We start from the raw sequence: 25,247 nt of genomic DNA, 5'->3' as shown, positions 1-25,247 counted from the left end.
GGCGGCGTAGCACCCGGCCCGAGACGAAGGACAGGGAACCTGATGTCCAGCCTCGCATTGGTGGTGGCGGTCGGCGTCGCCATCCTGATGGGTACGGGCGCGGCCCGTCGTCTCCGGATCGCCCCACCGGTGCTGCTCCTGATCGCCGGTGTCCTTCTCGGGTTCGTGCCCGTACTGCGTGTGGTGCACCTGCCACCCGAGGCCGTCCTGCTGGTGTTCCTCCCGGTGTTGCTCTACTGGGAGGCGTTCACCTCCTCGCTGCGCGAGATCCGCCGGAACCTGCGGGTCATCGTGTTGCTGAGCACCTTCCTCGTGGTCGCGACAGCGGCGGGGGTGGCCACCGCCGCGCACGCGCTCGGGCTCGACTGGGGACCGGCGTGGGTGCTGGGCGCCGCGGTGGCTCCGACCGATGCCACGGCGGTCGGTGTCCTGGGCCGGATGCTGCCGCGCCGCATCGCGACCATGCTGCGCGCGGAGAGCCTGGTCAACGATGGTACGGCGCTGGTGATCTACACGCTCGCGGTCGGGATCACGCTCGGCGAGGAACACCTCAGCGTGGGCCGGGTGGCCGGCCTGTTCGCCCTGTCGTACCTCGGCGGCATCGCGGCCGGCGTGGCTGTCACGTTCCTCGTCCTGCAGATCCGCCGCCGGCTGAGCGACCCGTTCCAGCACAACCTCCTGGCGCTGATGACGCCGCTGACCGCCTACCTGATCGCCGAGGCGGCCGAGGTGTCCGGCGTCCTCGCGGCCGTGGTCAGTGGACTCTGGGTGGGCCGCGCCTCGCCGCGCCTGTTCCCCGGTAATGCCCGCCGGCACGTCCAGACCGTCATGGACTTCCTGACCATGCTGGCCAACGCGGCGCTGTTCGTCCTGGTGGGGCTGGAGGCGCAGTCGGCCGTCCGCGGGCTGGACAGCACCGGGCTGGCCCACGGCCTGCTGGTCGCGGTCGTGGTCTGCGCGGTCATCGTCGCGGTGCGGTTCGGCTGGCTGTTCACCAGCCCGTATCTGATCCGGGCGATCGACCGCCGGCCGCAGCAACGCGAAAGACGGCTGAGTGGTAGGCCGCGGGCGCTCATGTCGGCGGCCGGTTTCCGCGGGGCCGTGTCGATGGCGGCGGCGCTGGCCGTACCCCATGCCCTGCCGTCCGGGGCGGAGTTCCCGGACCGTGACCTGATCGTCTTCGTCACGGCCGTCGTGATCGCCGCGACCCTGCTGCTCCAGGCGCCGCTGATGCCCCGGGTGACGCGGTGGGCCGGGCTGGGTGCCGACGGGGAGGCCGAGCGGGAGCGCCGTGCGGCCGAGATCGGGTCGATGGCGCACGCCCTCGCGTCGCTGCCCGAGATGGCCGCGAGGCTGGGCACGAGCGACGACGTGCACGAGCAGTTGCGAACGGAGTACGACCGCCGCCTGCGCGTGCTGCGCGACGGCGACGCCGACGCCGGGCCCGACGAGGCCGCTGCCCACTACGAGCAGCAGTACGCCGACCTGCATCTGGCGGTCATCGACCACCGCCACGACACCGTCGTCCGCATGCGTGACCGGGGCGAGATCGACGACGAGGTGCTTCGCCGCGTGCAGGACGGCCTCGACCTCGAACAGGTCCACCTGACCCAGCGCCGCGGCAACGCCTAGCCGCGCTGCTCGGGGACAGGTGTCGAATCGGGGCGGCCGACCCGCGTGGCGATCTCCTGCAGGGCCGCGATGTGGGCGCTCAGCGCCGCGCGACCGGCTGGGGAGAGGTTGATCCAGGTCCGCGGGCGCTTGCCCACGTAACCCTTGCGCACCTCGACGTAGCCGCCGTCGCTCAGGGCCGAGATCCGTTTGGACAGGGCCGAGTCGCTCAGCTCCACCGAGTCGCGGACGAAGGCGAACTCGGCCCATTCCGTTCCCGCCAGCAGGGCCAGGATGGCCAGTCGGGTGGGATCGAGCAGCGCGGGGTCCAGCTTCGGGTCGGTCAACGTCCGATCTCCCTGGTGAGGATCCTGCGCTGCCACCACGGACCCGCGGCGGCCACCAGGACACCGCCGGCAAGTCCGCTCCACAGCGCGACGTGCGGGACCTCCAGGGCGGCGGCGATCGTCGTGCCGACGATCAGGACGGCCAGCACCAGCAGCAGCCCCACCAGGCTCGCCGGGTCGGGCGTGACGCGCGGACGCACCGGCCGGCGGAGCAGCGAGCCGCCCAACCGGGTGTTGCCCACCAGAGCGACGAGCAGCAGCAGCAGGATGATGGCGCTGCCCCAGGTGCGGACGAACTGTGGTTCACGGTCGGCGAGAACTCCGTACGCCGCGATCAGGACCCCGGCCACGATCCAACCCCACCGGGACCGGCCTGCCGCCGCTGCCGTCTGGGTCCGCCGCCGGTCGACGTCCCGCAGAGCTGCTCGGGCCTCTTCGGGTGTAGGGGTGTTCATCAGGTGACTCCCTCGTCTTAGAAAGTACTTGCTAGTACGGAAAGCTAGCACTCACTTTCCACGTCGGCAAGTACTTGCCGAGGCGTCCGTCGCCGGAAGTAACTCCTTACTCACTAGAAATCGTGTGCCGCGGCGTTGACTTGCCCTACTAGTCGGGAATCACGAGACGGGGGCGACCATGACGGGCCAGGCGGACTGGGGTCGGGACGGGTGGGCTGTGCAGCCCGGTGCGGAAAGGCTTGTCGAACTCGGCGGCCCGCATCGGCCGGAGATCCTCGTGCGAGGCGCCGAGGTTGGTGGGGCACTCGGGGCATTCGTGTTCCATCACGACGTGATCGTCGAGAACCCGCCCCACGCCCACCACGACTTCATGAAGATCGCCTACGTCCTGCAGGGGGAGTACCACTTCCGGGTGGGCAAGGCCGAATTCTCCGGCGGCCCGGGAACCACTGTCATCGTGCCGCGGGGCGCCTATCACACGTTCGTCACCCCGACCGGCGGGAAGCTGCTGTTCGTCAGCGCGCCGGCCGGCAACGAGCAACTCTTCGAGGAACTCGGCAGCCTCGGCCCGAATCCCACCCCGGAACAGCTCGCCGAGATCGACGAACGCTTCGGCACCACGCGTCTCCCGGGCGACGAGGGTCGCCCCTGGAGTCAACTGCGCGACGCCGCGCGTTAAACGATGCTCGCCCGCTCCTCGAACACTCGGGCGATGGCGTTTCCGACCCACATCGAACGTGCACGGATCAAGAAGGAAGAACGATGGCAGATAGTCGCGACATGTACCTCGTCCACGGCGCCTTTCGACGCGAGTTTCCCGCTGCCGCGGCACTCGTCCGGACCGTTGCCGCCAACGACAGCGCCGCCGCCGCACGGGTCGCCGAGCACGTACTCATCCTCACCGGTCTGTTGAACCTGCATCACGCCGGTGAGGACGAGAAGGTCTGGCCGAAACTGCTGCAGCGGGGCCCGAACGAGATCGCGCCGTTGGTCGAGACCATGGAACGTCAGCACGAGGGCCTGCACGAGGCACTTGTCGAGGTGGAGAGGCTGGCCACCGTCTGGCGCTGGAGGGCGACGTCGGCGGACCGTGATGCGTTGGCCTCGGCCGTCGACGCCATGATTCCGCCGATGCTGGAGCACCTGGTCACCGAGGAGACGCACCTGCTGGCGTTGATCGACAAATACCTGACCGACAAGGAGTGGGCCGAGGTGGGCGCGGCCGCGATGGCCACGATGCCGAAGAACCTGTTGCCCATGGCCTTCGGGATGGTGCTGCGCGACGGCGCCCCCGAGCACGTCGCGGGTCTCAGGGCGGTCATCCCGGGTCCGGCCTGGTTCGTGCTCTCCCGGCTCGGGCCGGGCGCGTACACCCGATACGCCCGTCGTCTGGGCCTGGACAGGGTGGGCAGCACCGCCTGACCGGGTATTGACAGTTGAGCCGATGAAGGGCAGCCGGGAACCCGGTTGCCCTTCATCGTGCACCCGGGCCGCGTCGGAGATGGTCAGTGGAAATCAACTGCGATCCGACATGCTCGACCTGGGGGTTGCCGGGGGGCTGCTGATTGTCATTCGTGGTCACCGAGGAGCTGCAATGAATACTGGTTCGGAAAAGGCGCACACGGTTCGGGTTGGCGACCTCTCCCTGATCTGTCACATTCGTGGCCGCGGCCCGCTCTGTTTCGTACATCCGGGTGGTCCGGGGCTTTCCGGAGACTATCTGCGCATGCCACTGCTCGAGCGCCGTCTGACGATGGTCTATCTCGAGCCGGTGGGCACGGGCGGTTCGAGCCGGTTGCCGGCGGGAGCGACGTACGACCTCGAGACCTACGCCGACCATCTCGACGCGGTGATTGCCAACCTCTCCGACGTCCCGGTGCTCGTGCTGGGGCATGGGCACGGTGGATTCGTCGCGCAGAGTCTGGCGTTGCGCCGCCCGGACCGGACCGCCGGGCTGATCCTGTACGCGACCGCACCCATGGCCGATCACCACACCCGGGCAGCGGCGCGGGAGAAGCTCCGGCAGTACGCGCTGGCCCACGCGGACCGCACCGATGCCGAAGCGATGATCGCCGCGTTCGACCGGCCCGCCGACCGCTGGGTGCACGAGAGCACCGCACGGCTCTGGCAGCTCCTCCCCGCCTACTTCGCCGACTACTGGCGGCGGCGCACGGAGTTCGCCCATCTCCTCGGTGCGCTGCCCTGCTGGCCGAGGCCGGCCACCGACTTCGACCTTCGTGGCGCACTGCCCTCGATCAGCGCACCGACGATTGTCGTGGCGGGTGTGCACGACTTCGCATTCGGCCCCGAGCCGGCCGAGATGCTGCGGTCGGCCATTCCCGATGCGGTCCTGGCCGAGTTCTCCGACAGCGGGCACTTCCCGCACCTGGAGGAGGCCGAGCGCTTCAGCCATGTGGTGCTCGAGTTCGCCCTACGGGTCTGCGGCGGCGTTCCCGGCCGGCCTCGTCGGGCGGGCGAGCTGGCCCTGACCGGACGGCACGATGCGCGTTGGTGGTGACGGGCGCGGCGATGCCGCCCCGGCCGGCAGTGAGCGGCCGGGGCGGCATCGCCGCAAGCTCACTCCGGGAGCTGATAGAGGCGATAGCGGGCAACGGTGTCGAAGCCGATCCGCAGGTACACCGGCTCACCCTCGGCGCTCGACTGCAGCGTGGCGATGCGCCGCCCCGACTCGCGGGTGATGCGCAACGCCTCGCGGGTGAGGGCGGTCGCGATGCCGCGCCGACGGAAGTCGGGATCGGTGGCGATGCAGTACAGCGCGCCGACGTCGGTGCCGAGCGACAGGGTGCACGTGCCGACGGTTCGGCCGTCGACGGTGCCCGCGAGCCGGACCACGTAGGGGTAGGCGAAGTTCAGTTCCCGGTCGACGACGATCCCCAGGTCACCGGAGATGCCGAGCGGCCCGGCGTAGGCCTCGACGTACTCCCGCATCCCGACCGGGCCGACGACGGTCCGGATCGACAGATCGGCGGGCGCCTCGGCCTCGGCCACGGTGGTCACGTCCACGGCCATGATCGGCATGTCCGCGATCTGCTCCGCGCCGCGCTCGAGCAGGCCCTCGGCGGTGCCCTCGTCGCTGTCCGCGCCCACCCACCAGCCCCACCGCGAGCCGGTCAGGTGCTTCCTCGCCTCCGCGATCGCGTCGTCGAGCTGTTGTCCGCGGACGCGGAGGACCCCGTTGAGCAGTGGGTGGGGGATGTCGGTGCGGTAGGTCGGCAGGTCGGTGTCGGGGCGCGTACCGGCCCAGCCGCACCAGTAGCGGCGGTTGGCGGCAAGTTGCGGGCCCAGGTCGTGGATGGAATGGGTGGTCATACCCTCAGGACCCGGTCGGGCGGCCAGAAGTTCGATTCGCCGGGGGAGTGATCTCCGGGCGGGGCGGTCGCGGGGTGTGCAGGAGGCGCACCTCACACACCAGGCCCTTCTTCTCGCGGAGCAGCCAGGTCCCGCCGGGCGGGCAGTGGAACGGATCCTCCGGCGGGTTGACGAAGGCGTTCTCCCAGATCGTGATGCCCGCACCGGCCACCACTGCGGTGATCTGGTGAGCGACGCCGGAGTCATAGTCCCGTCGCATGGCCGCGAAGACCGGTTCGCGGCCGATCGTCCGTTTGCCACTCGGCCAGCAGAAGGTCATGTCCTCGGCCCAGCGCGCGGCCACCTTGTTCATCGGCGCACCGTCGGCCACCGCGGACAGCACAGTCGTCGCCTCCTCGCGTCGTTCGGCCCGCAGCGCCGCGGTCCCGTCGTGCCGCTCGTCGTGTACGCGGGGCAGGACCTCGGCCAGCTGACGGCGCGCTTCGCTCAGGCGGCTGCGGACGGTGCCGATCGGGACCCCGCAGAGGTCCGCGATCTGCTCGTATGAGTTGTTCTCGGTGAAGTAGCGCAGCATCGCCACCGTCTGTGCGGCCGGCGACAGCTGGTGCAGTCCGTGCCAGATCCAGTCCCGCAGTGCGCTGCGGTCGATCCGGGCGACCGGGTCGTCCTGCTCCGGGGCGTGCAGGGTCTCGCCGGCCACGCCCACCGGGACGGGTCTTCGTGAGCGCAGCAGTTTGCGGCAGTTGTTGCGCACGATGGCGTGCAGCCAGGGCCGGACCGCGGCGGGGTCACGCAGCTCGCCGATCCGGCCGAACGCGGTGATCGCGGCATCCTGGCAGGCGTCCTCGGCCTCGGGCACCGCGCCCAGCAGTTGGTGTGCCACCGCGAGCATGCCGGCGTAGTGCAGCTCGAACAGCAGCGTGAAGCTTCGCGGGTCGCCCTGCTGGGCGGCCCGGACCACCTGCTCCGCGTCGCTGGTCGAGGCGGGTGCCGAGGTTGGTAGGAGCATGCCGGAACGCTAGCTCCGGCCAGTGAAAAACTTCTTCAGCGGATCGAACTTTCGTCCTGCCGCCTGGATCTGCAGGACATGCCCGTCGACACAAGCCAGGACCACACCGTCCGCGGAGCGGCCCGCCTCGTGCCGTTTTCAACCCCGACGTCCGTCTTGCCGCTCGCGGCACCCTGCTGTCCCGAGAGCTGGAAGAACGGACGCTCGATTCAGTCACCGTCAAGTTATTCGGCACAAGAGCCGGTTCGCCCCGGCCGGTCCCCGGAGCCGGCCCCGACGGGTGCGCTGCGCCTGCAGATCATGGGCCCGCTGCGGCTCTGGCGCGGTGAGATCGAGATGGAGGCGGGCCCGCGTCAGCAGCGCGGCCTGTTGGCGGTCCTGCTGGCTCGTGCGGGGCGGCCCGTCAGCACCAGCGACCTGACGGGTCTGATCTGGGGCCCGGACTCGCCGCCCAGCGCGGTGAACGTCGTCCACAAGTACGTGGGCGCGCTGCGCCGCCTGCTCGAACCCGATCTGCCCACCCGCTCGGCCGGGTCCTACCTGCTGCGGCACGGCAACGGATACCGCTTCGTCGCGGGGCCGGAGACGCTCGACCTTCTCGCGTTCCGCCGGCACGTCTCCGCCGCGAAGTCCTGCCTGGGGCAGGACCGTCCCGCCGAGGCGCTCGACCACTACCTCAGCGCTCTCGAGCTGTGCCACGGTTCGGCCGGTGCTGGCTTGATCGACAACGCGACGGCGACCTTCGCCGGCATCGACAGCGAGTTCTTCGACGCCGCGGTCGCCGCCGCCGCGGTGGCCGTGCGAGTGCGTCAGCCCGCGCGGGTGCTGACCCCGCTGCGGCTCGCCGCGGAGATGGGCCGGCTCAACGAGCCGGTCCACGCGTGCCTGGTGACGACGCTCGCCGCGGCCGGCCAGCAGGCCGAGGCGTTGGCGGTCTACGGCGCGATCCGCGCGCGCCTGGACGACGAGCTGGGCATCGACCCTGGGCACAAGCTCCGGGACGCCCAGCGGCGGGCCCTCACCCAGGCGGGGATGCCGCCCTCCGGGGAACCGAGTCCGGTCCCCGGGATATCTCGGCCGATTCCCCTGGTGCGTCCGGCGCAGCTTCCGCCGGACCTACCCCTCTTCGTGGGCCGCGACCCCGAGCTGACGATCCTGGACGACCTCGTGAACGGGATGAGGGCCGTCGGACGGACCAGCCCCCTGGTGGTCGCGATGAACGGCATGGGCGGCGTCGGCAAATCGACGCTTGCGGTCCACTTCGCGCACCGGGTGGCCGGCGAGTTCAGCGACGGGCAGCTCTACCTCGACCTGCAGGGTCACCTCGGCGAGGGTGAGAGTCGGCCGGCCGGCGACGCGGTGTGCCTTCTCCTGCACGCGGTGGGCGTGGCCGCCTCCGACGTTCCGGACGGGTTCGACGCGCGGATCGGGATGTACCGCAGCATGACCGCCGGCAGGCGGATCCTGGTCCTGCTGGACAACGCCCGCGATGCCTCCCAGGTGCGTCCGCTGCTGCCGAACTCGGCGGACAGTCTCGTGCTCGTCACCAGTCGGCGGTCGCTCGTCGGCCTGGCCGCGTTCGACGGGGCCCATCCACTCCGTGTCGATCCGCCCGACCTGCCGACGGCCCGTCGGCTGCTCGAAAGCCGTCTCGCCGACCTGCCGGCCGGCGGAACGGCGGGCAGGGAGATCGTCGACGAGATCATCGAGCTGTGCGGCCGGCTTCCGCTGGCGCTGGCCATCCTGGCGGCCCGGATCGCCGTCCGCCCGCGACTGTCGCTGGCCTCCGTCGCCGCCGAGCTACGCGACGGCGCTCGCCGGCTCGAGGCGTTCCCCGACGGGGGTGGCCTCAGTGATCCGCGTACCGCGTTCTCGTGGTCCTACCGGCAGCTTGGTCCCGGTGCCGCCCGGCTGTTCCGGCTTCTGTCGGTGGCCCCGGTGCCGGGTGTCACGGCCGCGGCCTGCGTGAGTCTCGGCGACCGCGACGCCGACGACACCCGGGTCGAGCTGGCCGAGCTGATCGAGGCGGACCTGGTGACCGAGCACGAGGACGGTCGGCTCACGTCGCACGTGCTGATCCGGACGTACGCGCAGGAACTCCTGCACGCCGAGGAGTCGGCGGCCGAGCGGCAGGCGGCGATCAGCCGCCTGCTGCAGTACTACCTGCACAGCAGTTTCCGCGCGCAGGTGGTGCTGGAGCCGAACCGGACGCCGATCGAGCCGCCGCCGCCCCTGCCCGGTGTGGTCGCGGAGCAGCCGGAGACGTACGACGAGGCCATCGCCTGGTTCGCCAGCCAGCGGGAGGTGCTCAAGGAGGCGGTCCACCGGGCGGCCGACATCGGGTACGGCATCGCACCCTGGCAGCTCGCCATCACGATGCAGCAGTACCTGCAGTGGGCCGGCTACTTCCAGGACTGGGAGGACGTCATGCGGGTGGCGCTGTACGCGGCACGGGTGAGCCACGACGAGGTCGGGGAGGCGCACGTCCTGCGCAGCCTGGCCGGCGCCCGTCACGTGTTCGGAGCCAACGACGAGTCGCTGCACCTGCTCGGCGAGGCGCTGCGCATCTTCGAGGACCGGGACATGCGGCTGGAACAGGCGCTCGTGCACAACAACTTCCACCAGGTATTCAGTGCGCTGAGCCGGCACGACCTCGCCCTCGACCACAGCGCGAGGGCGCTGTCGCTGTCCCGCCTCCTGGAGAATCGTCGGGCCGAGGTCGTCAGCCTCCTGTTCAGCGGCACGTCGTTCGCCGGGCTGGGTCGGGTCGAGGAATCAGCTCGGGCGTTGAACGAGGCCCTCGCACTCAATCAGCGGATCGGACGCGGCCGTGAGGAGAGCGAGATCCGGACCGCCATCGCCCGCAACCTGGCCGCGTCGGGACACGTCGGCGAGGCGGTCGAGCAGCTGGAACTCTCGGCGGAGACGGCGTACCGCGTCGGGGACCGGCCGTTGCAGTTCGACGCCCTGCGGCAGCTGGCCGACGTGCTGATCACGGCTCGCGACGTCCCCGGAGCCGCGCGGGTGCTCGAGCGGGCCCGCGTGGTTCTCGGGGAGTTGCAGGGCGGCGGCACCGACAGCATGCGTGCCGCTCTCCTCCGTCTCACCGAGCTGCTGTCCTCGGCCTGACGGTCTCGCGCGGGTTTGCGGTGCGGTGTCCCGGGTAGCCCCGAATTTCGTCAGAAGGTCAGCGTGTGCTGGCTCGAACGCCGGTGCACAGTGTGGGAGAGGGGCGCCCGATGAAGGCTGTCGTTTGGCACGGCATCGGCGACATCCGCGTCGACGACGTGCCCGAGCCCCGCATCGAGGCGCCGACGGACGCCGTCGTCCGGATCACGACGGCGGCGATCTGCGGCACGGACCTGCACTTCGTGCGGGGCACGATGCCCGGGATGAAGCCGGGCAAGATCCTCGGCCACGAGGGCGTCGGGGTCGTCGAGGAGGTGGGACCGCAGATCCGCAACCTCAAACCCGGCGACCGGGTGGTGATCTCGGCGGTGCTGGGCTGCGGGTCCTGCGCCTACTGCCGCCGAGGGCTCTTCGCGCAGTGCGACGACGTCAACCCGTACGGGCCGCGGGCCGGCACGGGCTCGCCCGGCTCACCCGAGGCGCAGGGCCCGTTCAACGGGTTGCAGGCGGAGTACGCGCGGATCCCGTTCGCGCACACCAACCTGATCCGACTGCCGGAGAACGTCACCGAGGCGCAGGCCATCACGCTGTCCGACATCTACCCCACCGGCTACTTCGGCGCGGTGCTGGCCGACGCCAGCGACGGCAACATCGTCACCGTCTGGGGCTGTGGCCCGGTGGGCCAGTTCGCCATCCTCTCCGCCTACCAGCGCGGCGCGTCGCGGGTGATCGCGATCGACGGACACGCCGACCGGCTGGAACACGCCCGCCGGCGAGGGGCCGAGGTGATCAACTTCAACGAGACCGATCCGGTCGAGGCGATCATGGAGTTGACGAACGGAATCGGGGCCGACTGCGCCATCGACGCGGTCGGAGTGGACGGCGAGAGCCCGAAGTCGGGCCCCGCCGCGGGCAGGGACGACGAGCGCAACCGCGAGGAGCAGCGCAGGATCTCCCCGAACCTCGACAGTGCGGGAGTGGACGGGCACTGGAAGCCGGGAGACGCGCCCAGCCAGGCGCAGACCTGGGCGGTGGAGAGCCTCGCGAAGGTGGGCACCCTGGGGATCGTGGGGGTCTACCCACCCGCCGACCGGTACTTTCCGATCGGCACGGCCATGGCTCGTAACCTCACCGTCCGGGCCGGCAACGGCAATCATCCCAGGTACATCCCGAAACTGGCGGCGATGGTCGCGTCCGGCCAGGTCCATCCGGAGGACGTGGTGACGGAACACGAACCGCTCACCGACGCGATCGGCGCGTACCGCGAGTTCGACGTTCGCAGCCCCGGCTGGCTGAAGGTCGCCCTGCGGACCGCGTGAGGGCCGTTCGGCGCCGAATCAAGTGGTGGTCCATCGCGCGTGCAGTGGGTCGGCGGATGCTGACCGGGTGCGCAGACACGTCACGGTCACCCTGGCGGCCCTGAGCAACGCCGTTCTCGGCCTGCTCGCCGTCGCCCCGCTCGCGGTCCTCATGTCGTTGCTGGCGTACGCGGCACACCACCCCACCTCGTCGCCGACAAACCACACGTACGCGACGATCGCCGGACGGCTGCCACCCGTCGAGATCGACGGCGACGAGGCCGGCGCGGCAGTGGTCTTCCTGGCCGTCGCCGCGGTGCTGCTGGGCGGAGCCTTCGTCGCGACGAACACGTGGCTGCTGGCCCACCGGCCGGGTGACCGGCGTGCCGGCTGGGTCGCCGCGGCGATGCTCGCGCTGTCGCCGTTCGCCTGTTTCGTGGGCTACTGGTGGCTCGGGACCGTGCCGCGGTGACGGCCGGTCCAGTCGACGTCAACAAATGATCCACTGACCGTGACTACGTTTCGAGAGTCATTCGACCTCGAAGGAACAACGGTTGGCCCACTCGAACGCGCTACGCCTGCAGATCCTGGGCCCGCTCCGGATCTGGCGGGGTGACGTCGAACTCGACGCGGGCCCTCGGCAGCAACGCTGCCTGCTGGCCCTCCTGATCGCGCACCAGGGCCGCAGGATCGCCATGACCGAGTTGATCGACCTGGTGTGGGGACCGAGCCCGCCGCCCAGCGCGGTGAACGTCATCCACAAGTACATCGGTGCCATCCGGCGGCTCCTCGAGCCCGGCCTGTCGCCGCGGGCCGCTGGTTCGTATCTGACCAGGCACGACACGGGTTACCGCTTCACCGCGGGCCCGGCGACGCTGGACCTCGTCGCGTTCCGCGGGCTCGTCGCGCAGGCGGCGGAGAGCGCGCGCGGCGACCGGCTGGAGGAGGCGCTGGCCCGTTACCTGGAGGCCCTGCGACTCTGCCACGGACCGGCCGGTGAGACCCTGGCCGACACCGCGGGAGCCATGGCGACCTTCTCCGGGTTGGACGGTGAGGTCTTCGACGCCGCCGTCGCCGCCGCCGAGATCGCCACCCGTGTCGGCCAACCGGCGCGGGTCCTGGCGTCGCTGCGACTCGCCGCGCAGATGGGACGGCTGCACGAACCGGTGCACGCCAGCCTGGTGACGACGCTCGGAGCGGCCGGACACCAGGCCGAGGCGCTGGAGGCGTATCGGACCATCCGCGCTCGGCTCGCCGACGAGTTGGGCATCGACCCGGGGCGGGATCTGCGCAACGCCCAGCACCGGGTGCTGACCCAGGCGGCCGAACCGGACGTGGAGTCCGGCGCGGCGGTGCTCCCGGCACCGCTGGTGCGTCCGGCGCAGCTGCCACCGGACCAGCCCATGTTCGTGGGACGGACGTTCGAGCTGACGGTGCTGCGCGACCTGGTTCTGGGCATGCGCGACGGCCAGCGCACCAGCCCGATGGTCGTCGCGGTGGACGGGATGGGTGGCGTGGGCAAGTCGACGCTCGTCACCCACTTCGCGCACTCGGTCGCGGACGAGTTCACCGACGGCCAGCTCCACCTCGACCTGGGCGGCAACGCGGGGGAGGACGGCACCGTCTCGGCGGCGGACGCGTTGCGCTCGCTGTTGTACGCCCTCGGTGTGCGCGCGTCGGAGGTACCCGACACGTTCGACGCGCTGGTGGGCACGTACCGGAGCCTGACCGTCGGCAAGCGGATGCTCGTCCTGCTCGACGACGCCCGCGACGCGTCGCAGGTGCGTCCGCTGCTCCCGAACTCGGCCGAGAGCCTGGTGCTGATCACCAGCCGGCGCCCGCTTGTCGGTCTCTCGGCCTCCGAGGGCGCACGCCTGTACCGCGCGTACGTCCCCGACCTGCCCGACGCTCGCAGGATGTTGTCGACCCGGCTCTCCGTCCTGCCGAGCCGTGCGGCCGAGGGTATCGACGCCGACGTCCTCGACGAGATCATCGAACTGTGCGGCCGGCTGCCGCTCGCGCTGTCGATCCTGGCCGCCCGGCTCAGCGTACGGCCCCAGCTCTCGCTGGCCACGGTGGCGGCCGAGTTGCGCGACGGCGCCCGACGGCTCGCCGCGTTCCCGGGCGGCGTCGGCGTCACCGATCCGCGCACCGCGTTCTCCTGGTCGTACCGGCAGCTGACCCCCGGCGCGGCACGGCTCTTCCGGCTGCTGTCGGTGGCGCTGACCCCGGGCATCACCCTCGGCGCCTGCGTCAGCCTGTCCGGACGGGACCCGGATCGGACCCGGGCCGAGTTGGAGGAACTGACCGAGGCGGCGCTGGTGTCGGAGCACGACAAGGGCTGCTACACCTCGCACGTGCTGGTCCGGGCGTACGCGGAGGAGTTGCTCCGAACGACCGATCCGGTCGACGAGCAGCGCGCCGCCGTCACCCGGCTGCTCCAGTACTACCTGCACAGCAGCTTCAACGCGCAGGTCATGCTGCATCCGAACCGCCCGCCGATTCCACCCGCCCCGCCGAAGCCGGGTGTGCGTTCGGAGCAGCCGGCGTCGTACGAGGAGGCCAACAGGTGGTTCGCCGAGCGGCGCGAGGTGCTCCGGGAAGCGGTCCGGGTCGCGGCCGAGCTGGGCTACGGCACCGTCTCCTGGCAGTTGGCGGTCACGATGCAGCAGTACCTCGAGTGGGCCGGTTACTTCCAGGACTGGGAGGACGTCATGCGGCTCGCCCTGCAGGCCACGCGCGACCATCGGGACATGGTCGGCGAGGCGCACGTGCTGCGCAGCCTGGCCGGCGCACGGTGGTTTCAGGGGGCCGACCAGGAGGCTCTTGATCTGTTGTCGGCCGCGCTGACGGTGTTCGCGGCGAACGGGATGCTGCTGGAGCAGGCGCTCACCCAGATCAACATGCACGCGGTCTGCACCAGCCTCGGCGAGCACGAGCGAGCCCTGGAGTACGCGGAGACGGCGGTGTCGCTCTGCCGTGCGGCGGGCAACGAGACGGCCGAGATGCGCGGCCTCTACTCGAAGGGCAGATCGCTCACCTGCCTGGGCCAGTACGAGCACGCGGCCCAGGTGCTGCAGGAGGCGCTGAACATCAATCGCCGCGTCGGGCGCCCGCACGAGGAGGGAATGAACAAGGATTTCGTCGCGGACAACCTGGTCAAGCTCGGTCGCGCCGAGGACGCCGTCAAGGAGCTTGAGGCGGCCGTCGAGTCGGCGCGCCTGCTCGGCGAGGGGCCGTACCATTTCCAGGCCTTCGTGAGCCTGTCCGAGCTGCTGATCTCGATGGGTGACGTGGGCGCGGCGCGCACGGCGTTGGCGGGCGCCCGGGAGGTGCTGGGGTCGTTCCAGGGCGGCGGCCCCCTTCGCCTGCAGGCCAAGCTGCGTCATCTGGCGGCAGAGCTGGATCGTGCGGCTCACCCGCCACCGCACTGACGACAGCTGCGTGCTGCCCGACGGCCGGCGGACCTGAACCGATCGCGGGCATGCTCCGTGTGGATGTCGATCGGCTTCCGGACCTCCTGGAAGCCGCTTGACCGCTGGAGAATCCCCGATGACACGCAACCACCTGACTCCCCTCCTCGCCGTGCTGGCCGTCGGCGCGGCGACGCTCACCGGGTGCGGCTCGTCCCAGGTGCCGCCCGGTCCGGCCCGGGCCGCCGACCTGGGCAGCAGCCAGCCGGCAGCTCCGAGCGGTGGGACCGGCCCCGCGCTCGTGTCCGGCACCGCCAAGTCCAACAACTCGGCGGAGGGCACCGGCGACTGGGCGGTGCGCAACGGCGGGGTGGCGACCGGGAGCGCCCAGGAGTCCGCCCAGCGTTGGACCCAGTTGACCGCGAGCAAGGTGGGAAAGCTCGACCCGGTCGTGGTCAACGGCGCCGGGCTGACCCTCTATCGATTCGACAGGGACAGCAACCAGCCGCCGGTCTCGAACTGCGATGGTGTCTGCGCCGAAACCTGGCCGCCGGTCACCGTTGCTCCGGGCGGCAAGATCTTTGTCGCCGGGGTCAAGAAGGAGGACGTCGGCACGATCCTGCGCGGCGACGGCACCCGGCAGGTCACCATCAAGGGGTGGGCGGTCTACCGGTTCGCCAAGGACGCCAAGCCGGGTGACACCCTGGGTCAGGGCGTCGGCGGCACCTGGTTCGGGGTGACCCCGGTCGGCGGGAAGGCCGGCGTCCCCGGTGGGGAGCAGCCCACCCCGGACGCCTCGCCGGCGCCTCCGGCCACGAGCGCCGTCTTCTTCGACGACCCCACCTTCGGCGATGGTGCGGGGTCGCAGGGTGTGGCCGGCACCGGCTGCCGGAACCTGGACCGACCGGGGGCCGCGTCCTCCGTGGCCGCTCCGGGCTCGCTCAAGATCTGGGCGGGGAAGGACTGCACCGGCCGCTCGCAGGTGATCAACGGCGACGTCGCGGATCTGGGGACTGTCGGCTTCGACAACGCGGTCGTCTCGGTGCGGCTGGGCTGACCCCGACGGCACGGCACCGCGCCGGCTCGGCCACTGGTCGGGCCGGCGCATCGCTGTGTGGGACAGGCCTTAGGGCCCTAGAGCGTCGCGCTGACGTACGCCCTGCCGTCGGTGGTCTCCACCCGGACACTGTCGACCGCTGCCGGGTCGATCAGGGCGCTGCCGTCCAGGGTGGTGCCCTCGGTGGCCGCCCTCTCCGACACCAACCAACTGCCTGCCAGCACCGTGCTGCCGTCCCTGCCGACAACCAGCAGGCGGCACCGCTGGCCCTGCGGAATGCCGGAGACCGTCGCGGTGACGCGTACCCAGCCGGTGGCCGGCCGCACGGCCACCGCGAGACGGGCGCCGGTGGCCGGATCGGTCGCGGTGGCCGAGCGGGCCGCCCGGTCAACCGTGCCGCTCGGGGACGCCGGAGCCGGCTGCGCGGTCACGCCCGGCGCCCGGTCGGCCGCCGGCCCGAAGAAGACACCCCCGAGGACGGCGGAGGCGACGACCGCCGCGGCGACGCCGGACATCGCGTGGCGTCGTCGGCGCTGCTCGGCCGCCTCGCCACGGATCTGCCGCAGAGTACGTTGCAGCAGAAGGTCGCCGTCCTCCGGTGGACCGTCGAGCAGCATCACCTCGGGCACGTTGTCGAGCGCACCGGCCCACCTGCGCAACGACTCGACCTCGGCCCGGCACTCCGCACAGACCGCCAGGTGTTCCTCCGCGCGGCGGGTCGCATCCGGGTCGAGGTCACCCAGCAGGTAAGCGCCGACGTCCAGGTGGTCGGCGTGCGGCGAGGAGCTGTCGGATGTCATGAGGCAGGCCGTTCCATCCCGGCTGGACGTTCGGCGAGATCGCGGAGCGCCCGGAGTGCGTAGTAGGTGCGTGACTTGACGGTACCTGCCGGGATGCCGAGCACCTGGGCGGCTTCCGCGACTGTACTCCCGAGCAGATACACCTGCTCAAGCACCTGTCGGTGCTCTCGGGAGAGGTGCTTCAGCGCGTCGGTCACCACTATCGAGTCCACCACGTGGTCGGCGTGGTCGCGTTCGGCGGCGGCCTCGGTCGGGCTCTCCGGGACCTCCGGTGGCCGTGCGTTTCGCGCGCGTACGGTGTCGGTCACGATGTTGCGGACGACAGTCAGCAGCCAGCCACGGACCGAGCCCTTTCCGTTGACGAGGCTCTCGGGATGACGCCACGCCCGCACCAGCGCCTCCTGGACCACGTCCTCCGCGGCGGCGCGGTCCCGGGTCAACTGGGTCGCGTAGGCGAGCATCGCGCGTCCGTGCTCCTCGAATATGGACCGGACCAACGCCTCGCCTGCCACTTCCTGCCGACGAACAGGTCCTGATCCCGCCATGGCTACCACCCTTTGCTGACCCTCACGTCGCCGGCGTCTCCACCGGATGCTCACGGGTCCTCAGGATGCACACCCCGTCGTCAGCGCTTGTTGATCAATAGAAAACTTGTCTGATCACCCACGTCGTGGCCGATTCGAGACATTTTGGGTCATCAATTGGCGACCCGCTGGTCTCGGGCGGCGCGCCCGAGACCAGCGGAGTGACACTCCTACCGGGCGTACGGCCAGGGCTCGCCGCTCTCCGGGACGCCCGCCTCGGCCAACTCGCGCAACGCGTCGGCGAACAACCGCATGGCACGTTGCCCGCCCGGATTGAGCAGCACGTCGACGCCGTCGGGGAGCAGCGTCAGCAGCTCCTCCAGGTCGACCTGCCGCCAGTCTGCCGCGTCGACCCGGGCCTGGTCCGCGGCGCTCGTCGCGACGAGCACGCAGGGCACGTCGTCCGGCGCCGGCGTCACGATGACCGCACCCTCGCTGTCCAGCGCCACCTCGACGAGGCTGTCCCGCAGCGCCAGGAGCACCGCGTCGACGCCGGCGCGGCCGGTGGCCACCAGTCGCGCGGCGGCGTCCACCGGGCTCGTGGGCGCCTCCGGATCCTTCGGCCGGTACAGCGGGTTGGCGGCGAAACGGCCGACGGTGCCGTCCGGCTCCACCAGCCAGCCACCGACGATGGTCTCCACCGGTGGCATCTCGGCCGTGTCGGCGTCCCCGCCGGCGGGCCCGGTCAACTCCTCGTCCAGCAGCAGCATCCAGTGCCGCTGCCGCTCGCCCTCGTCCTGTTCGCTCATGAACTCGCCCCCTTGCCACTCGGATCGATGCGGGTGAACTTGCCGCCGTTCTCCACCGCCAGGGTGGCGATGGGGCGGCCCGCGGTGGTCAACAGCCCGTCCACGTCCACGCCCTCGGTGGTGACCACCGTCTCGTCCGCCGCGAAGATCCGCCGCTGGCTGCCGAGATCCCGCATGGCATTGGCGAAGTCCTGCCCCCCGGTGCCCGCGGTGTTGCCGAAGTTGCAGGAGATCATGGCGATCGACTTCCCGGGGTCCGAGGCGGAGTTGGTGGCCCGGAAGATCTCGTTGTGGTGCACGACCTTCGCGAACTGCCCGCCCGGCACGTGCAGGACGCTGCCGTCCTTCAACCGCACGGCGGCACCGTTCGGGTTGCCGTGCGCGATGACCAGGGTGGGTTCGCTCTTGAGTCGGGCCCACGGCGCGACCTGGAACTTGTTGCCCACGAAGTTGGGCTCCGTCCCGGGCAGCCGCCGGATCGCCTTGGTGCCGGGCTCCGCGATCGACCCGCCGATGTTGCGGCCGAAGGCGAGGTTGGCGTCGGTCCGGGCCCAACTCGTGAAGCTGTCGTTGTCGGTGGCCCGGCTCGGGAAGAGGACGCCGATCTGCCTCCCGTTGTTGTCGACCAGGGGAGTGGACTCGACGTCCGAGGCGCGGAACGTCTTGAGGTGCCCCTTGCTGTTCTGACCGAGGATGAGTGTCGGATCCTGCGCCTGCTTCTTCTTGGCGTTCTTGAGATCCCGGGCGAACCGCAGGTCGAACACCTTGTTGTCGATCCGGTTGAACACGCCCTTGATGGTCTTGCCGAGGCCGACCTCGGTGACCTTCGCGTCGATGCCGCGACCCGGTGCGGCGGCGGCGCCTCCGGTGACCTCCCGGGTGCTGTCCTTGATGCCGTCGGCAATCTTGCCCGGGCGTACCTTGCCGAGCTTGCTGGCGAGCTTGATGACCCGGCTGACGATCCGTCCACCCGGAACCAGGCCGAGCGCCAGCCCACCGGCGGCGAGGGCGATCTCGGCCGGATCGCCGCCGAGGGCGGCCGCGGCGAGTTCGATGCCGCCGGAGAGGAAGCCGATCGCCGAACCGAGGGGCGGGAAGATGAACGACGCGACCACCGAGAGCACGTCCAGGATCGTGGTGATCCATTCGATCACCGTGCTCTGGAGGAAGTCGACGAACGCGTGGAACGCCTCGACGATCTTGTCCCAGAGGGAGCGTTGCGGCGCGTCCTTCGCCAGCTGGTTCAGTGTCTCCGCGGCGGTCCGGGCCGCCTGGTCGCGCAGGGCTGTCGCCTGGCCGAGCAGCGCCTTCGCCCCGTCCAACGCCTGTTGGGCGTCGGCCGCCCGGCTCCGGGCGGCGCTCGCGTCGTCGGTGACCTGTTCCTTCGCGTCCGGGGCGGTCGCGGTGTCGGCGTTCATCGTGACAAGCACCGCCACCGCCGAGGCGACCGACGCCTGCGCCGCCCGCTGGTCTCCGGCCGCCTGCCGCGCCTGGTCGAGGGCACGCAGCGACATCGTCTGCGCCTCCTCCAGCGATGGCAGATAGCGCAGGTAGGCGTCCGCCGCCGCGGCGTAGGAGTTCGCCATCCCGTCCAGCCGCCCGGGCAGCTTGCCGATCAGATCCCGGAAGGCGTCCATCGCCTTGCCCTGGCCGACGTCGACCTGGCTTCCGGAAGCGAGCAGGTCGTGGGCCTCCTGGGTGGTTCTGGCGAGTTCCTGGTATGCCCGGGTGATCTCTTCGAAGGACTCGGAGTCACCCGGCACGGGATCTGAGTCGAGCTGCAACACGGACCACTCGGCGTCGCCCGGACGCGTCATGACGAACCTCCCCATCGCATCGTCAGGCCGGCGCCCGAACCGTCCGCCGGGAGCCGAGTCGCACACGTAGCCGGCGGGAGATCGGTTCACCGCCGCTGAACCGCTCCGCGCGCCGGTCCGTGTACCGCGCAGGTGCCGTGACGTCTGAGGGGTGCGGAGATGAGCGAACGGGATGGCAGGCCGGCCGGGGAGGTGGCGCGATGAGCGTGATCCACGTACCCGGCGCGGAGCTGGAGCGGGTCCACGAACTGCTGCGGCGCACGAAGGAGCTGATGGACAGCGCGTCGATCAGGTCGATGGGCGCGGTCGTCGACACGCTCGGGCAGCGCAATCTGGAGGATGCCGCCCACCACTTCGAGAAGCGGTGGGGCGACGGCCGGCATGTCGTGGCGAAGGACCTCGAAGGCGTGCGCGACGCGGCGAAGGCCGTCGCCGACGCGTTCAAGGAGGCCGACACCCAGACGGCGAACGCGTTGACGGCACCGGAGCAGGGGGCGGCACAGTGAGCGGCGAAACGACGGACACCAGGGCTCCCGCGTCGACCCCGACCGGGTTTCACCTGCGTACCCCCGAGGCGTGGGACGACTTCTCCACGGCCGACGAGGCGAGTGAGAACCGACTGGCCGACGAGGCGCGGGGACACGCCGTGGCCGCCGAGTTCACCGCGGACCAGGCGGAACGGTTCGCCGAGCAGGTGCGCCGATCGGTACGCCAGGCCCGACGCTCCGGCGCGGTCCACGCGGCCGGCGTCTTCCAGCTGTACGAGGACGGCCCGTTCACCGCCACGGTGCTCGTCGCGGTGGCCACCCCACCGGCCAGCGGCGACATCCTCGGGGCGTTGAGCGCGGTGGGGCAACCGACGCGGGCCGACGGAACCTGGCGGCGGGTGACCACCGCCGAGATTTCCGGGATCGGCACGGTGGGCCGGGTGTACGGCATCCAGAACGTCACCCAGGACGGCGCGACGATGCGCTGCGCGGTGATGCACACGGTCGTGCCGATGCCGGGTTCGGCCGACGTCGTGGTGGTCACCGGATCGAGCCCGAACCTCGCCGAGGCGGAGGAGATCTTCGGGCTCTTCGGTGCGATCACCGAGACGCTGGAGTTCACCTGGGCGGACGGCGTCCCGGCGCTGGCCGCTGCGACCGAGTCCACAAGGGAGCGCACGGCCGGCGAGTGATCCGGCCATGCGCGGTCAGGGGGACACCGGTGATCCGGTGTCCCCCTGAGCGTTTCCGCCGCGGCGCGCCTACCTCACTCCTCGGCCGCGCCGGCCCCCAGCAGCGCCCGCAGGGCGGACGGGTCGGTCCGCGGAATCTGCACCAGGCGGACCGTGCCGTCGCCCAGGTGGACCAGTGCCCGGCCCAGACGCCCCACGCCGAGCTGGCCGCGGGAGAGCTTGGCGCCGATGAGTTCTCCGTCGCCGAGGCCCTGCGGGCTGAGCAGCGCACCCTGCCGGTTGCGTCGGGCGTCGACGTGCCAGCCACCGAAGCCGCCGGAGAGCCCGTCGATGGAGCCGGCGATGATCAGCCCGAGGCCCTGTTCCGCACCGGCCCGCGCGATCTCCCCGAGATCGCTTCCCGCATCGCACTTGAGCAGCAACTCGGCGTCGTCCAGCACCACCACGGCCGGTCCGGTCCTGCCCTCCAGCGCCGCCGTCAACCCCTTGGAGGTGAGGTTCTCGCTCGCGACCAGGTCGAGCACCCCGGGCAGGCCGGCCAGCTCGCGCAGCGGCGAGCGGCGGGGTGCCGCCACGACCACCGGCGTCCCCTGCCGCAGCAGACCCGCCACCATGGTCAGCAACGCGGTGCTGCGTCCCGAGCGTGGCGGCCCGGCCAGGACCAGACTCGGAATGACCGCCAGGTCCGGTCCGATCGCGGCGAGTTCGTCGCCGCCGACCCCCACCATCGTCCAGAGCGGTTCGCTCGGCCGGGCGAGCGTCTCGGTGTCCCGCAGCGTCAGCTCGTCGGGCAGCACGTCGATCCGGAACGGACGGTCCGCGGCCGTCAGGTCCGCGTCGCGTTGCCGGGCCGCCTCGGCGATCTCGGCGAGTACGCGTGCCTGTCCCTGGCCGGACACGTCGTCGCCGAGCAGCGCGATCTGCGCCTCGGCACCGTCGGCCGCCCGGATCGCGCGGCCCGCCTCGATCTCGTCGGGCAGTTGCCGGTGGTTGATGCCGACCATGCTGTAGTCGCCGCGCTCGGTCAGCCGCAGCACCAGCTTGTCGTCAGTGGTGGACGAGATCCGACTGGAGAACATCGCCCGGTCACCGGCGAGCACCACGTGGATGCCCGCCCCGGCGCCCTCACGCAGCAGCGTCAGCAGGCCGGTCATGACCGTGCCGTTGTCGTAGTCGGCGAAGGTCTTGTCGAAGACCTCGAACCGGTCCAGCAACAGCAGGATGTGTGGCGGTCGCTCACCCTCGACCGCACCGGAGCGGTACTCCACCATGCTCGCCGAGCCACTGGAGGCGAGCAGTTGCTGCCGCCGGGCCAGCTCCGCGACAAGCCGGGCGAACAGCCGGCCGAGCCGTTCCGCCTCGGTGCGCTGCACCACGGCCCCGCAGTGTGGCAGGCCGTTGAGGGCCAACAACGCCCCGTTGCCGCAGTCGACGCCGTACACGTGGACGTCCGCCGCGGAGTGGACGCGGGCGAGTGCCCCGGCGATCGTCCGCAGCGTCTGGGACCGGCCGCTGCGCGAGGAGCCGATGACGTGCAGATGCCCCAGCGTCCCCAGGTCCAGCGCCAACGGCACCTGGTCCTGCTGGGCGGGCAGGTCCACCAGCCCGTACGCGACCGGCGGGAGGTGGTATCTGCCGGCGCGGGCCGTGGGCAGCGCGTCCACGGACAGCTTCGACGGCAGCGCGGGCAGCCAGGGGCTGTGCTGCGTCGGGATGGCGAGCCGGTCACTGGCATTGCGGACCGCCTCCACGAGCACCGCGAGGTCGGTCAGTTCGGCGGACGCCTTGGCCGCGGCGCCGGGCCGGCGAGGTGCCGAGCGACCGAGATCCGGCCAGGAGAGCGGTGCCAGCCACGGCGCCGGTCGAGCGGTGGTGCGGGCACCGGGGCGGAACCCGCCGACCCGACCCGCCTGGAACGGCACCAACGACGACTGCGCGAGCCGGACGAAGGCGCGGCCCGGCGTCGTCTTCGAGATCGTGGCCGCGTCCGGGGCGTTCAACACGTCCTGGCTCTCGCTGCTGTCGGTGACCCGCAGGGCGATGCGCAGGTTGGTGTTGGCCCGGATCTCCGGTGAGACCACACCGCCCGGTCGCTGGGTGGCCAGCACGAGATGAATACCGAGCGACCGACCCCGCTGCGCGATGTTGACCAGACCGGTCACGAAGTCGGGCAGATCACGCACCATCGACGCGAACTCGTCGATCACGATGAGGAGCCGGGGCATCGGGACGCGGGACGGCTCGCGGCGCAGCAGCGCGACGTAGTCGTCGATGTCCTTGGCCCCGGCCTCGGCGAGGATGTGTTCGCGTCGCCGCAGCTCCGCCGAGAGTGAGGTCAACGCCCGGCTCACCAGGTGGGTGTCCAGGTCGGTCACCATGCCGACGGTGTGCGGCAGCAGGACGCAGTCCTTGAAGGCGCTACCGCCCTTGTAGTCGACCAGGACGAACGTCATCGCGTCCGGCCGGTTGGCGACGGCCAGCGACGCGACAAGAGTCTGCAACAGCTCGGACTTGCCGGAGCCGGTGGTGCCGGCGACAAGCGCGTGTGGCCCGTCCCGTTTCAGGTCGAGGGAGAAGGGCCCGTCCAGTGACACGCCGAGCACCGCCTCGGTGGTCCGACCCCCGGAGGTCCACCGGGCCGCCACGGCGTCCGGCTCCGGCGGCTCCATCCCGAGTACGTCGAGCAGCCGGCTCGCCCCGGGCAGCGCACTCTCCTCGTCCGCGCCACCGATGTCCCGCAGCGGCGCGAGGGCTCGCGCCACCCGGTGCAGCCATTCGGGCGAGACGACGTCCGGGTGGACGTCGTCGATCGGGGCGGCGAGGGTCTGGGTCACCAGCAGCGACCCGTCGGGCTGCTGCGAGATGACGGCCTGGCACTCCTCGGGCAGCAGCCTCTCCTCGGCGTCCACGCAGATCGCGAAGACCCCGACCGACGGGCCCTCCCGCAGGATCTGTGTGACGCCGGGCAGAGACCGCAGCTTCCGTGCCCCGTCGAGCACCACGAGGATGTCGCGGAACGCGCCGTTGGCCCGCTCTCCGGACCGGGCCGAGATGACGGTCACCAACTCGGCCACCCGGCGGGCCAGAGTCTGGGTGTCGGTGCCGACGGTGGCGAGGGTGTCCTGACCGTCGCGGGGCCGCACGTGCGGCAGCCACCCGACCCAGGACCAGCCCTTCTCGTCGTCCGCACCGGCCAGCAGGTAGATCTGCAGGTCTTCCGGGCTGTGCAGCGCGCTCGCCTGGGCCACCATCCAACGGGCCGTCGTGCGGGCGACGGCGCCGCCGGCCACCCCCACGACGCCGTGCTTGCGTACCGGCACCGTCGCCGGCACGTCGAGGGCGCTCCACCGGACCTCGCGCCGGTTCTCGTCCTGGCTCAGGTCGCGGAGCACCACCTCGGACGGCAGGTCGGCGCTGCCGGCCCGTAGTTCGAGAAAGTCGGGGTCGGTGCGACGTCGCTCCCAGAGCCGACGCTGCGGCCCGACGGCGATCAGCCCGATCGCCGCCGGGTCCGGAAAGTTGTCCCGGCGGGCCAACCGTTCGGTGGTCAACGCCTTCTGCGCCTCGGAGCTGATGCCATCCTTCTTCTTCTCGTACTCGGCGAGTCGGGAGCGGTACGTGGCCCGGCCCTGCCGACGGGCGCCGATCTGGCCGGCGATCAGCACCAGGGGTGACAGGATCGCGAAGAGCAACGTGAGCGGGTTGCGGGTGATGAGGAACGCGGCACCGGAGAGCACGACCGGCGCGAGCACGGTGATCAGCGTGAGGGGCCGTCGCTCGGGCGGCGTGGGCGGCCCGGGCAGGGTGAACTGGGTGGTCCGCGCCGGGGGCAGCAGCCGCGGCGGACGGTTGTAGTCCAGGCCGGTGCGATCCTCCGAGATCTGGAGCGCGGCTTCGTCCCGAACGGGGCGGCGCAGCTCCAGCAGGGACGCACCGGCGGCGAGTTGCGCGCCGGGAGCCCAGACCTGCTCGTCCTCGATCTCCACCCGATCGAGGAGCAACCCGGGCTCGGTCGGGTGCAGCCAACACTCACCGTCCTCGGTCACCCGGACCCGCGCGATCACGGGAGCGAGCGAGGCGTCGTTCAGGCGTACGTCGTTGTCGTCGGCGGTGCCGATGGTGTGCTCACCGATGTCGAGCTGGTGCAGGCCGCCGGCGCCCAGGCCACTGACCACCCGGATCTCCAGTGGGCCCGGCGGACGTGGGGGTGACTCGGGTGCGGGACGGTCCAGCTCGAGCACGCTGCCCTGCCACAGCGGCGCGTCGGCGAGGGTGAGCCCCGGGTCCAGCGGCGCACCGGCGACGAAGACCGTCGGCGCTCGGGTGCCGGAGTCCGGACGGCGCTCCGCAAGCGCCTCGGCGAGCTCCGCGACTGTGGAGTCGAGGGCGGCCTCGACCTGGTAGTCGGTGGCAGAGGTGGACTGGTCCGTGACGGTGAGCAACAGGCGCACGGGTATCTCCTGGTCGG

20 protein-coding genes are annotated in these 25,247 nt (G+C 71.2%); 11 read left to right on the top strand and 9 right to left on the bottom strand.

Annotated elements, in window-relative coordinates; translation table 11 throughout:
* Nucleotides 1-42 precede the first annotated feature (42 nt).
* Nucleotides 43-1,632: a Na+/H+ antiporter gene (locus AB0B14_RS28935; protein ID WP_357525256.1), complete on the top strand. Its 1,590-nt coding sequence runs from the start codon at nucleotides 43-45 to the stop codon at nucleotides 1,630-1,632.
* On the opposite strand, the gene AB0B14_RS28930 is transcribed toward AB0B14_RS28935, so the two are convergent.
* Complete coding sequence (locus AB0B14_RS28930) at nucleotides 1,629-1,958, bottom strand: transcriptional regulator (RefSeq protein ID WP_357525254.1); 330 nt, start codon at nucleotides 1,956-1,958, stop codon at nucleotides 1,629-1,631. The two genes, AB0B14_RS28935 and AB0B14_RS28930, sit on opposite strands and share 4 nt — an antisense overlap.
* Nucleotides 1,955-2,413, bottom strand: coding sequence for a hypothetical protein (locus AB0B14_RS28925; RefSeq protein WP_357073883.1), 459 nt, complete (start codon nucleotides 2,411-2,413; stop codon nucleotides 1,955-1,957). Before AB0B14_RS28925 ends, AB0B14_RS28930 begins: the two co-directional genes overlap by 4 nt.
* Before the next feature lie 178 nt (nucleotides 2,414-2,591).
* Here AB0B14_RS28925 and AB0B14_RS28920 point away from each other — a divergent pair, with 178 nt between their 5' ends.
* The 3 genes from AB0B14_RS28920 (at nucleotide 2,592) to AB0B14_RS28910 (ending at nucleotide 4,931) form a co-directional block, all read left to right on the top strand.
* Nucleotides 2,592-3,092, top strand: a complete 501-nt coding sequence (locus AB0B14_RS28920) for a cupin domain-containing protein (protein ID WP_357525252.1) — start codon at nucleotides 2,592-2,594, stop codon at nucleotides 3,090-3,092.
* An 83-nt stretch (nucleotides 3,093-3,175) separates the two neighbouring features.
* Entirely contained in the window at nucleotides 3,176-3,835 is a 660-nt protein-coding gene (locus AB0B14_RS28915; RefSeq protein WP_357073889.1) for a hemerythrin domain-containing protein, read from the top strand.
* A gap of 22 nt (nucleotides 3,836-3,857) precedes the next feature.
* Nucleotides 3,858-4,931, top strand: coding sequence for an alpha/beta hydrolase (locus tag AB0B14_RS28910; protein ID WP_357525250.1), 1,074 nt, complete (start codon nucleotides 3,858-3,860; stop codon nucleotides 4,929-4,931).
* Between the two features lie 59 nt (nucleotides 4,932-4,990).
* Here AB0B14_RS28910 and AB0B14_RS28905 read toward each other — a convergent pair whose 3' ends face one another.
* Nucleotides 4,991-5,743 carry a GNAT family N-acetyltransferase gene (locus AB0B14_RS28905; protein ID WP_357525247.1) on the bottom strand — a complete coding sequence of 251 codons (753 nt, stop codon included), beginning with the start codon at nucleotides 5,741-5,743 and terminating at the stop codon, nucleotides 4,991-4,993.
* 4 nt (nucleotides 5,744-5,747) lie between these two features.
* Nucleotides 5,748-6,752 carry a sigma-70 family RNA polymerase sigma factor gene (locus AB0B14_RS28900; RefSeq protein ID WP_357525245.1) on the bottom strand — a complete coding sequence of 335 codons (1,005 nt, stop codon included), beginning with the start codon at nucleotides 6,750-6,752 and terminating at the stop codon, nucleotides 5,748-5,750.
* Between the two features lie 300 nt (nucleotides 6,753-7,052).
* Between AB0B14_RS28900 and AB0B14_RS28895 the strand changes: the two genes are divergently transcribed.
* From AB0B14_RS28895 to AB0B14_RS28875, 5 genes are all read left to right on the top strand, one after another.
* Nucleotides 7,053-9,881, top strand: a complete 2,829-nt coding sequence (locus tag AB0B14_RS28895; protein ID WP_357525243.1) for a BTAD domain-containing putative transcriptional regulator — start codon at nucleotides 7,053-7,055, stop codon at nucleotides 9,879-9,881.
* 110 nt (nucleotides 9,882-9,991) lie between these two features.
* A complete protein-coding gene (locus AB0B14_RS28890; protein ID WP_357525241.1) occupies nucleotides 9,992-11,200 on the top strand; it encodes an alcohol dehydrogenase catalytic domain-containing protein in 1,209 nt (402 codons plus the stop codon).
* Between the two features lie 67 nt (nucleotides 11,201-11,267).
* Nucleotides 11,268-11,651 (top strand): hypothetical protein, encoded by a 384-nt coding sequence (locus AB0B14_RS28885; RefSeq protein WP_357525239.1) that lies wholly within the window; start codon nucleotides 11,268-11,270, stop codon nucleotides 11,649-11,651.
* Between the two features lie 82 nt (nucleotides 11,652-11,733).
* Entirely contained in the window at nucleotides 11,734-14,613 is a 2,880-nt protein-coding gene (locus AB0B14_RS28880) for a BTAD domain-containing putative transcriptional regulator (protein WP_357525237.1), read from the top strand.
* A gap of 118 nt (nucleotides 14,614-14,731) precedes the next feature.
* Nucleotides 14,732-15,649, top strand: a complete 918-nt coding sequence (locus AB0B14_RS28875) for a hypothetical protein (RefSeq protein ID WP_357525235.1) — start codon at nucleotides 14,732-14,734, stop codon at nucleotides 15,647-15,649.
* A 77-nt stretch (nucleotides 15,650-15,726) separates the two neighbouring features.
* On the opposite strand, the gene AB0B14_RS28870 is transcribed toward AB0B14_RS28875, so the two are convergent.
* The 4 genes from AB0B14_RS28870 to AB0B14_RS28855 all read right to left on the bottom strand — a co-directional run bounded on the left by AB0B14_RS28870 (nucleotide 15,727) and on the right by AB0B14_RS28855 (nucleotide 19,599).
* Nucleotides 15,727-16,449: a zf-HC2 domain-containing protein gene (locus AB0B14_RS28870; protein ID WP_357073913.1), complete on the bottom strand. Its 723-nt coding sequence runs from the start codon at nucleotides 16,447-16,449 to the stop codon at nucleotides 15,727-15,729.
* Nucleotides 16,446-16,994 (bottom strand): sigma-70 family RNA polymerase sigma factor, encoded by a 549-nt coding sequence (locus AB0B14_RS28865; protein WP_357073916.1) that lies wholly within the window; start codon nucleotides 16,992-16,994, stop codon nucleotides 16,446-16,448. Before AB0B14_RS28865 ends, AB0B14_RS28870 begins: the two co-directional genes overlap by 4 nt.
* Nucleotides 16,995-17,203: 209 nt before the next feature.
* Nucleotides 17,204-17,782 (bottom strand): type VII secretion system-associated protein, encoded by a 579-nt coding sequence (locus AB0B14_RS28860; RefSeq protein ID WP_357525233.1) that lies wholly within the window; start codon nucleotides 17,780-17,782, stop codon nucleotides 17,204-17,206.
* On the bottom strand, nucleotides 17,779-19,599 hold the full coding sequence (locus AB0B14_RS28855) for a hypothetical protein (protein ID WP_357525231.1): 1,821 nt from the start codon (nucleotides 19,597-19,599) through the stop codon (nucleotides 17,779-17,781). Before AB0B14_RS28855 ends, AB0B14_RS28860 begins: the two co-directional genes overlap by 4 nt.
* Before the next feature lie 200 nt (nucleotides 19,600-19,799).
* Between AB0B14_RS28855 and AB0B14_RS28850 the strand changes: the two genes are divergently transcribed.
* Nucleotides 19,800-20,105, top strand: a complete 306-nt coding sequence (locus tag AB0B14_RS28850) for a hypothetical protein (protein WP_357073925.1) — start codon at nucleotides 19,800-19,802, stop codon at nucleotides 20,103-20,105.
* Nucleotides 20,102-20,779 (top strand): hypothetical protein, encoded by a 678-nt coding sequence (locus tag AB0B14_RS28845; RefSeq protein ID WP_357525229.1) that lies wholly within the window; start codon nucleotides 20,102-20,104, stop codon nucleotides 20,777-20,779. The genes AB0B14_RS28850 and AB0B14_RS28845 overlap by 4 nt, the downstream gene beginning before the upstream one ends.
* A gap of 74 nt (nucleotides 20,780-20,853) precedes the next feature.
* On the opposite strand, the gene AB0B14_RS28840 is transcribed toward AB0B14_RS28845, so the two are convergent.
* Nucleotides 20,854-25,230, bottom strand: coding sequence for an FtsK/SpoIIIE domain-containing protein (locus AB0B14_RS28840; RefSeq protein WP_357525227.1), 4,377 nt, complete (start codon nucleotides 25,228-25,230; stop codon nucleotides 20,854-20,856).
* Nucleotides 25,231-25,247: the final 17 nt, after the last annotated feature.

The organism is Micromonospora sp. NPDC049171 (genome assembly GCF_040648275.1).
Lineage (GTDB): Bacteria > Actinomycetota > Actinomycetes > Mycobacteriales > Micromonosporaceae > Micromonospora.
The sequence above is the reverse complement of the archived record's forward strand: the minus strand, read 5'-3'. Positions and strand labels throughout refer to the sequence as shown.